The organism is Micromonospora sp. CPCC 206171 (assembly GCF_036906755.1).
Lineage (GTDB): Bacteria > Actinomycetota > Actinomycetes > Mycobacteriales > Micromonosporaceae > Micromonospora > Micromonospora purpureochromogenes.
Genome location: NZ_JBAKHT010000015.1, coordinates 148,341 through 156,272, shown reverse-complemented (window position 1 = coordinate 156,272; position 7,932 = coordinate 148,341). Strand labels below are relative to the sequence as shown.

At 72.9% G+C, this 7,932-nt stretch carries 10 protein-coding genes; 7 read left to right on the top strand and 3 right to left on the bottom strand.

Annotation, left to right across the window (positions count from 1 at the left end):
* The first annotated feature begins 711 nt into the window (after positions 1 to 711).
* Genes V6U89_RS18745 through V6U89_RS18725 form a run of 5 tightly spaced genes read left to right on the top strand, consistent with a single transcriptional unit; the run spans position 712 to position 4,547 of the window.
* Positions 712 to 1,884 (top strand): sensor histidine kinase, encoded by a 1,173-nt coding sequence (locus V6U89_RS18745; protein WP_334572563.1) that lies wholly within the window; start codon positions 712 to 714, stop codon positions 1,882 to 1,884.
* On the top strand, positions 1,884 to 2,345 hold the full coding sequence (locus V6U89_RS18740; protein ID WP_334572561.1) for a roadblock/LC7 domain-containing protein: 462 nt from the start codon (positions 1,884 to 1,886) through the stop codon (positions 2,343 to 2,345). The genes V6U89_RS18745 and V6U89_RS18740 overlap by 1 nt, the downstream gene beginning before the upstream one ends.
* A gap of 29 nt (positions 2,346 to 2,374) precedes the next feature.
* Complete coding sequence (locus V6U89_RS18735; protein WP_154936744.1) at positions 2,375 to 2,719, top strand: DUF742 domain-containing protein; 345 nt, start codon at positions 2,375 to 2,377, stop codon at positions 2,717 to 2,719.
* Entirely contained in the window at positions 2,697 to 3,284 is a 588-nt protein-coding gene (locus tag V6U89_RS18730) for a GTP-binding protein (RefSeq protein WP_154936743.1), read from the top strand. Before V6U89_RS18735 ends, V6U89_RS18730 begins: the two co-directional genes overlap by 23 nt.
* A gap of 21 nt (positions 3,285 to 3,305) precedes the next feature.
* On the top strand, positions 3,306 to 4,547 hold the full coding sequence (locus V6U89_RS18725) for a styrene monooxygenase/indole monooxygenase family protein (RefSeq protein WP_334572558.1): 1,242 nt from the start codon (positions 3,306 to 3,308) through the stop codon (positions 4,545 to 4,547).
* Between the two features lie 98 nt (positions 4,548 to 4,645).
* Here the strand turns inward: V6U89_RS18725 and V6U89_RS18720 are convergent, their stop codons facing one another.
* Positions 4,646 to 5,032 carry a DUF2267 domain-containing protein gene (locus V6U89_RS18720; RefSeq protein ID WP_334572557.1) on the bottom strand — a complete coding sequence of 129 codons (387 nt, stop codon included), beginning with the start codon at positions 5,030 to 5,032 and terminating at the stop codon, positions 4,646 to 4,648.
* 446 nt (positions 5,033 to 5,478) lie between these two features.
* On the opposite strand from V6U89_RS18720, the gene V6U89_RS18715 reads away from it, so the two are divergent.
* Positions 5,479 to 5,919: a hypothetical protein gene (locus tag V6U89_RS18715; RefSeq protein WP_334572568.1), complete on the top strand. Its 441-nt coding sequence runs from the start codon at positions 5,479 to 5,481 to the stop codon at positions 5,917 to 5,919.
* Positions 5,916 to 6,350 carry a hypothetical protein gene (locus V6U89_RS18710; RefSeq protein WP_334572556.1) on the top strand — a complete coding sequence of 145 codons (435 nt, stop codon included), beginning with the start codon at positions 5,916 to 5,918 and terminating at the stop codon, positions 6,348 to 6,350. Before V6U89_RS18715 ends, V6U89_RS18710 begins: the two co-directional genes overlap by 4 nt.
* Positions 6,351 to 6,466: 116 nt before the next feature.
* Here the strand turns inward: V6U89_RS18710 and V6U89_RS18705 are convergent, their stop codons facing one another.
* Together V6U89_RS18705 and V6U89_RS18700 are read right to left on the bottom strand one after the other, a co-directional pair.
* Positions 6,467 to 6,973: an ATP-binding protein gene (locus tag V6U89_RS18705; protein WP_334572555.1), complete on the bottom strand. Its 507-nt coding sequence runs from the start codon at positions 6,971 to 6,973 to the stop codon at positions 6,467 to 6,469.
* 151 nt (positions 6,974 to 7,124) lie between these two features.
* Positions 7,125 to 7,892 (bottom strand): alpha/beta fold hydrolase, encoded by a 768-nt coding sequence (locus V6U89_RS18700; RefSeq protein ID WP_334572554.1) that lies wholly within the window; start codon positions 7,890 to 7,892, stop codon positions 7,125 to 7,127.
* Positions 7,893 to 7,932 lie beyond the last annotated feature (40 nt).

The window sequence follows — 7,932 nt, the reverse complement described above, 5'->3', positions numbered from 1 at the left end:
CGAGAGCTCTACCGACGCCTCGAAACCCCACCCCAACCACTTGACGCGGCATAGGAGCGTCCGTCCGGGCCGGCGCGGGCCGGCACGCCGTCGTGCCACCCGGCCGGGTCGGTCGGTCACGGCAACGGATCGGCGCTGCACACCGGCCGCACCGCCCCGGCCGACCCGACCAGCCTCCGCAGCCACCACGTCGTGCGCCCGGTGGCGCCCGCCGCCGGGCGGGGCCCACGCGCACTGGCGGGGCGCGGTCCGTGACCCCGTACCGACCGGTGACTCCGCCGCCCGACGTCCGCACCTGACACCGCCTCGTCGCGGGGCCGGCGGGGACGGTGGACGGCACCTGACCAGCCGAGCGAGGTGGTCACCCGGAGAATGATGTTGCGCGCTGACCGCTTTGCGCGATGTACAGACATGGCATCGACGCGACCGGCCCGGAACCGACACGGCAGGCATGCGGTGGCACGACCACCGGCTGATCGACCGCGGTCGACCCGTACGCCTGCCGTCGTCGCGCAGGCCACCCCGTCCTGCGCGGCCTCGGACACGGTGGTGGCGCGGTGCGAAAAGCCTCAGATCGGCCGTACGGCGTTGCCACCGTCAGGGAACGGTGGTTGACTGCTGCACCGTGTCAGAAGCCCCGATTACCGATAGGTCCACTATTTCGTGAAAGACGACGAGATGTCCACAGTGGCGGCACCGCATCGTCGACGCATGACGTGGCGGCAGCGAGCGGCCCGGTGGCTCGATCCCGCGCTCGCGGACGCCGCCGCGGCGAGCCCACCCCCACCCGAGAACCACGCGGAGGACCTCTGGCCGGCGATCTGCGACCAGTTCGCGCTGCGCATCCTCGCCTCCGCGTACCAGATGGGCAGCCACCTCGAAGCCGTGGAGACCGACGAGCAGGACCCGGAACGGCTCGAACGGCTCTACCGCATCGACCACGCGAACACCCGCATCCGCCGCCACGCGGAGAACCTCCAGGTGCTGCTGGGCCGCCGGGTCGAAGACGCCAGCCCGCAGACCGTCACCCTGGTCGACGTGGTCCGGGCCGCGTCTTCGGCCATCGAGCACTACCCCCGGGTGCGGGTCGGACACGTCGTGGACCTGGGCGTCGTCGAGTTCGCCGCCGACGACGTCATCCGGGTGCTCACCGAACTGCTCGACAACGCGACCCGCTTCTCGCCGCCCACCTCGTCGGTGGTCGTCTCCGCCTACGTCACCGAGGACGGCAGCGTGCTGCTCCGGGCCGAGGACGCCGGCGTGGGCATCGACCCTGGCCAGCTACCGCAGCTCAACGCCATGCTGGCCGGCGCCGCGCCGGCACCGGCCACCGGCAACCCCGCGGCCCACCTGGGCCTGCTCGTCGTCGCGCACCTGTCGCGCGCTCACCAGCTGCGGGTCAACCTCACCGCCCGCCCCTCGGGCGGCACCACCGCGACGGTGCTGATTCCCGGATCCCTGCTCTGCGAGGTGGCGCCCGCCGCCCGGCCGGGGCCTGCCGGCACCGCGCCGACAACGGCGGGCGGCCGGCCACCCGTCTGGGCCGGAATCCCGCACGGGAGCGCGCAGATGTCCAGGTCCAACGACAGCAGGCACGCCCCGACGGTGCGCCTGGCCACCCTCCTCGATGCCGCGCCGGCCGGCGACGGCCCGGCCCCGGACACCCGCCCGCCGGAGCCGGCCGGCGGCCTGCCCCGCCGGGTACGCGAGAGCGTACGTGGGCAGACTCCCTCGCCCGGGGCGCACCGCCCGCCGCCAGCGGGTACGGCACCCCAGCCCCCGGCCCCAGCGCCCGGCGGGTCTGCCTGGCCCGATGAGACAGCTGACTTCGCCGCCGGGGTCGGCGACGCCCGACCAGCCACCCTCGACGAAGGACACCCCTGATGACCGCACCGCTCGACGCACGCCACCAGCAGGTCGCCGGCCAGAGCCCGCCGGACTGCGCCTGGCTGGTCCGCCAGTTCGCCGACGACGTACCCGGCGTCACCCACGCAGTGCTCGTCTCTCTCGACGGACTCCAGCTCGCCGCGTCCGATCGGGTGCCCCGCGACCTCGGCGACCAGCTCGCCGCCCTGACCTCCGGGCTGCTCAGCATCGCCGACCGCAGCGCTGCCCTGCTCGACCTGGGGATGTCGGAATACCTGACGGTCCGGCTGCCCCACGGGCACCTGCTGTTCATGCGGGTGGGCGAGTCGGCGGGCCTGGCCGTGGCCGCCACGGCCGGCTGCGACCTCCGCGTCGTCGCCTACCGGATGACGCAGTTCGTCGGAGCCGTCCGGCACGCGCTCACCCCGCAGGTCCGTAGCGAGTTGCACCGCCACACCGCCGGCCGGCCGGCCCGCTGACCGTCCCGGAGCCCAAGGAGGTCTCCACCATGCCCACCCCGTACTGGAAGGTGCGGCCCTACGTCCTCACGGGCGGGCGCACCCGCACCCGGCAGCACCTGCTGGTGCACACCCTGGTGTCGGTGCCGTACTACGACGCCGTGTTCGCCTCGGGCCTGCTGCCGGAGCCCCGTTCGCTCTACGAGCACGCCCGCACGACGCGGTCGGTCGCCGAGCTGTCCGCCGTCTGCGGCATGTCGCTGGGAGTGACCCGGGTAGTCGTCGACGACCTCGCCGCGACCGACCGACTGTGCATCCACGGCGACACCGCCGCCTCCCCGTTCGACCACCGCCTTCTGGAGAGACTCCGCGATGGCCTCCGTCAGCTCGCCTGAGCACCCCCTGCCGACCTCGGCGAAGATCGTCATCGCCGGCGGCTTCGGGGTCGGCAAGACGACGTGCGTGCAGTCCATCTCGGAGATTCCGCCGATCAACACCGAGGCGTGGATGACGGCGGCGAGCGAGACCGTGGACCGGCTCGATCCGGGGATCGACAAGACGACCACCACCGTGGCGATGGACTTCGGCCGGCTGACGATCGGCGGGGACCTCGTGCTGTACCTGTTCGGCACGCCCGGCCAGCCTCGGTTCTGGCCGATGTGGGACGACCTGTGTCGCGGCGCGGTGGGCGCCCTCGTCCTGGCCGACACCCGACGCCTGGAGGCGTCCTTCCCCGCGGTCAACTATTTCGAGCAGGACACCGACCTGCCGTTCGTGGTCTGCGTCAACCTGTTCGACGGCGTGCTCACCCACCGCCTGGACGACGTCCGGGAGGCCCTCGGACTGTCCGCCCACGTTCCCCTGGTCGCCTGCGACGTCCGGGATCCCTCGTCGGTCGCGCGGGCCCTGGTGACGGTCGTGGAACACACCATGGCCAGCACCGCCGGCGCGGTCCGGTAGCTCACCCACCTGGAGGTACAGATGCGCAGAATCCTGATCGTCGGGGCCGGTCAGTCCGGGCTGCAGCTCGGACTCGGCCTGCTCGCCGAGGGCTACGACGTGACCATCATGTCGGCCCGTACGCCCGAGGAGATCCGCCGTGGCTGGGTGCTGAGCACACAGGCCATGTTCGCCGCCGCCCTGCACACCGAACGCCGGTACGGCCTGGATCTCTGGACGGAGCAGACGCCGCAGATCCAGGGGCTGCACGTGTCGCTGTCCGCGCCGCCCGGCGAGCGGGCCCTGCGCGTCCCATGCCCGCTGGACGACCCCGCGCAGAGCACCGACCAGCGGCTGAAGATGGCCGCCTGGCTGGAGCTGTTCGAGCAGCGGGGCGGCACCGTGCACTACCAGGGCGTGACCACGGCCGACCTGGACGGGCTGACCCGGCTCGGCCGCTACGATCTGACCGTCGTGGCGGCCGGCAAGGGTGACCTGGTGGGCGTCTTCGACCGTGACCCGCAGCGGTCGGTGTACGCCACGCCGCAGCGCGGGTTGGCCGTCGCGTACGTGCACGGCATGGCGCCGGACCCGCTGTGGCCCGAGCCGCACGTCAGCTTCAACGCGGTGCCCGGGCTCGGGGAACTCTTCGTCATTCCCGCGCTCACCCTGTCCGGACCGTGCGACATCCTGTTCTGGGAGGCGGTACCGGGTGGGCCGCTGGACCTGTGGCAGGAGCGGCGGGATCCGGCCGAGCATCTCAGGCTGACCCTGGAGCTGACCCGGCAGTACACGCCGTGGATCCACGAGCGGTGCGCCCGGGTGGAGTTGACCGACGGGCGGGCCACCCTGTCCGGCCGGTACACCCCCACGGTGCGCCGCCCGGTCGGCGAACTCCCCTCGGGCGGCGCCGTCCTCGGCATGGCCGACGTGGTGATCGCCAACGACCCGATCACCGGCCAGGGCAGCAACACCGCCGCCAAGTGCGCCGACGCGTACCTGCGCTCGATCCTGGAGCGCGCCGACCAGCCCTTCGACCCGGAGTGGATGGAGCGGACGTTCGAGCGGTTCTGGGCCGACACCGGCCGGGCGGTCACCCACTGGACGAACGCCATGCTCCAGCCGCTGCCCCCACACGTGCAGCAGATCCTCGCCACCGCCGCGACCAGTCCGGCGATCGCCCGCCGGTTCGCCTACGGCTTCTGCGACCCCAACGACCTGGACGACTGGTTCATGGCGCCGGACCGCGCGGAGCAGTACCTGGCCGCCGTGGCCGTCGGCTGACCCGCCCCCACGCCCGGCCGGCGCCGGTCGGCCGCGCGGCGGCGCGCGGGGGATCCACCGTCGCCGGCCCCCCGGGTACGACCGGGGGCCGGCGTCGGTCAGGGCCCGTGTGGCAGGGGCTCGGCCAGCGCCCGGAGGTCCGCCGGCAGTTGCACCATGGCGTCCGTGAATTCCCGGTGTCCGACCACCCGGTGCAGGGTCTGCAGGACGGCCCGCACGCCCCGCTCGGCGACCCCGCGGTCCACCCCGGCGCGGTCGGCCACCCGACGCAGGAACTCGTCGTAGCCGAACGCCTCCGGATCCTCCGTGCCCTTGATCAGCAACGGGCTCAGCTCGTCGGCGAGGTGGCCGGCCAGGGCCCCGGCCTGGCCACCACTGATCCGCTGGGTGAGGGTGCCGAGGGTGGCCTCGGTCAGGGACCGCGCCGTCTCCGGCGGTACGCCCGCCCGTGCGGCGACCTTCTCGACGAACTTCAGCTCGGCCATGCGACGTCCTTCCCGTGGCGAGGCAGCGTGGCTACCCGCGGCCACCGTCGGCAAACGCTCCGCCGCCGGCGCACGGCGACCACGCCCCTTGGCGTTTTGCGCTCTTTCTGCCATTTGTTCGGAAGGTGTCTTGTTCCTGACCAGCGGCGAGGCCCGTCCTCGACCCGTCGAGAGGGGACATCCGGTCGTCGCTCGACCCGCCCTTCAGCCTCCTGCGGCTACCCGTCCACGGCCGCCCGCACCCCTGCTGACCAGCGCTTATGTCGGATCCCATCAGTTGGGGCGACCAGAAACGGGTGGTATGACTAGAGGTGTCGACCACCGATGGCGCTCGTCGTCACACCCGGCACAGCAGCGGGTGCCACCAGGGCAGCGTGGTCGTCCGACTCCGGCAACCGCTCCCGACGGGGTACCCGCAACGACCTCAGGGAGTTGCCGTGCAGAGCATGCGGATCTGGCGCAACCGGCGACCGTTCGAGAACGCCGTCCTGGTCACCGCGCCCGTGTGCGGGCTCCTGCTGATCGCTCTCAACGTGCGCCCACCCTCGGTGGAGATGGCGATGCCGCGACCGATCCGGATCGGCTGGGAACTCGGCCTCATCGTCGTCGGGCTGGGCGGCCTGCTCGGCCTGACCTGGCCGGGACGGATCTCCACCGCCCTCGGCATCGAACTGGCCTCGATGCTCCTGCTGGGCACCCTCGCCGGGATGTACTCCGTCGCGCTGATGGTGATGTCCGGCCGGATGGCGATCGCCGCGACGTCGTTCATCACCGCGGTCGCCGTGGGTTCGTGGTGGCGCGCCACGGAGATCCTGCTCGACCTCCGCAGGCTGATCCGCAAGATGGACGTGGACAGCGGCAACTGTCCCACCGGCGGCCGACGATGACCCCGCCGGCCGACACCACCACCGCCCCGCAGTGGGTGCAGGTCGCCCTGTCCGTGCTCGGCGTGCTCGGCGGCGCCAGCGGCCTGGCCGCCATCGCCGCCGTCGTGGCCCAACGCGGCAAGTTCAAGGCGGAGGCGGCGGACATGCTCACCGACGCGGCACTGACCCTCGTGCAACCGATGCGCGTGCGGGTCGCGGAGCTGGAGGCGGAGGCGCAGGCCGCCCGCGAGCAGCTGAGGACGGCCCGGGAGCAGACGGAGCGGGCGACGGCCACGCTCAGCGACCTGCACGCGATGCTCGACCGCTGGTACGCGCTCATCTTCGCCCCCGACGCCACGCTGCGGTCGATCCGCAGCGCCGTACGGGAGGACCGCCGCCGGCGCGGCGAACAGTGGGATTGGGGGCCCGACCCGACGCGCCGCCGACCCTGACGGCGACCACCGACGGGCCGGTACCGGGCGGGGTCCGGATTCGGCCGCCGCCGGTGCCGTCGATGTGGGGCCGGGATGGCCGACGCGGATCGGGTGCCGTCAGCCCCGCTGCGGCGTCATCGCGGGTCGTCCTCGGCGGACGGGTGCGACCCGGAGGTGGCGCCGTCGACCACGGGCGCACCGGCGACGGCGTCCAGGCACGCGGTCACGGTGGCGGTGACGCCGTCGACCCCTCGGGTGAGCAGCAGGCCCTCGCTCAGCCGATGGGCCAGCCACAGGCCGCGTCCCCCGGCGACGTCGACGGGGGGCAGCCGCACGGGCAGACCTGACCCGGTCGCCCCGTGGTCGCTGACCTCGCAGATCAGCACGTCGTCCTGGCGCCGCAGGTGAAGGTGGCCACGGCCGCCACCGTGGCGCACCGCGTTGGTGGCCAGTTCGTGCACGGCCAGCACGAAGTCGTAGCCCTCGTCGCCGACGAGTCCCGCGCCACCGACCGCCGCCCGCAGCCGGTGCCGCAGGGCGGTCAGGGTGGCGGCGGTGAAATCCTCGGACATGAGCACGGACGCCGTGGTCGGCCGGGGGCTCACGAGCCCCGGGTCGAAAGACCCGGCGTCGTCATTCATGCTCGCAGGTTACCCACGGTGGAAATTTCCGCGACCGTTGCGAGGAGGCAACTACCTGCTGGTCGGAGCGTTGCCGGCCAGCGGGTACGTCGGTCGGCCCGCCGGCGCGGCCTCCGGTGCCGACGAGCGCCTGTGAGCGACCACACCGTGGTCACTGCGCCCGCTCCCCCTCGTCCAGGAATTCGTCGATCATCGGGGCCAGCCAGTCGGCGCGGTGCGGGATGGTGGTGTGAGTGGTGCCGGGCAGGATGGCCAGGCGGCAGGCGGGCAGGCCGGTCAGGTCGCCGGCCACCGCCCCGCCGAGCAGCCGGAACATCCGTACGGCGTGCTCGGGCTGGACGATGTCCGAGTCGGCCAGCACGATCATCGTGGGCGCGGCCAGCGCCCGGATCTGCTCGGGCGTCCACTGCGGCAGGTTCGCGTCCAGGACCTTCATCTTGGTGACCAGGTTGGGCCAGCCGGCCGGGTCGGGCGCGGTCCGCAGGTACTCCTCGTGGAACTCCGAGCCGTGCAGGTGTTCCGGTTGCAGGTCCTGGATACCGTCCAACAGTCCGGGGTGCAGGCCGGCGTCGTCGAAGCTCACCGAGGCGAGCACCAGCCGCCCGACCCGGTCGGCGTGGTCGGTGCCGAGGCGCAGCGCGACCGCCGCGCCCATGCTCCAGCCGAACAGGTCCGCCCGCTCGACACCGAGGCGGTCGAGCAGCTCGACCACGTCGGCGGCGAAGTTCTCCACGGTCAGCGGACGGTCGATGTCCGGGGTACGACCGTGCGCCTGCAGCTCGATGGCGATCACCCGGCGGCTCTTCGCCAGCAGTGGCAGGATCCTGCCGAACGAGGTGCCGATGCCGGAGAGCGCGCCGTGGACGAGGACGACCGGGCGGCCCTCGCCGGTGCCGTGTTCTTCGTGGTGGATGTCCATGTGCCGACGGTGGGCCACGGCGCTTACGGTCGGCTTCAGA

Coding starts and splice junctions, on each gene's coding strand:
- V6U89_RS18745 (WP_334572563.1), top strand. CDS start 712: ATGACGTGGCGGCAGCGAGCGGCCCGGTGGCTCGATCCCGCGCTCGCG.
- V6U89_RS18740 (WP_334572561.1), top strand. CDS start 1,884: ATGACCGCACCGCTCGACGCACGCCACCAGCAGGTCGCCGGCCAGAGC.
- V6U89_RS18735 (WP_154936744.1), top strand. CDS start 2,375: ATGCCCACCCCGTACTGGAAGGTGCGGCCCTACGTCCTCACGGGCGGG.
- V6U89_RS18730 (WP_154936743.1), top strand. CDS start 2,697: ATGGCCTCCGTCAGCTCGCCTGAGCACCCCCTGCCGACCTCGGCGAAG.
- V6U89_RS18725 (WP_334572558.1), top strand. CDS start 3,306: ATGCGCAGAATCCTGATCGTCGGGGCCGGTCAGTCCGGGCTGCAGCTC.
- V6U89_RS18720 (WP_334572557.1), bottom strand. CDS start 5,032: ATGGCCGAGCTGAAGTTCGTCGAGAAGGTCGCCGCACGGGCGGGCGTA.
- V6U89_RS18715 (WP_334572568.1), top strand. CDS start 5,479: ATGCGGATCTGGCGCAACCGGCGACCGTTCGAGAACGCCGTCCTGGTC.
- V6U89_RS18710 (WP_334572556.1), top strand. CDS start 5,916: ATGACCCCGCCGGCCGACACCACCACCGCCCCGCAGTGGGTGCAGGTC.
- V6U89_RS18705 (WP_334572555.1), bottom strand. CDS start 6,973: ATGAATGACGACGCCGGGTCTTTCGACCCGGGGCTCGTGAGCCCCCGG.
- V6U89_RS18700 (WP_334572554.1), bottom strand. CDS start 7,892: ATGGACATCCACCACGAAGAACACGGCACCGGCGAGGGCCGCCCGGTC.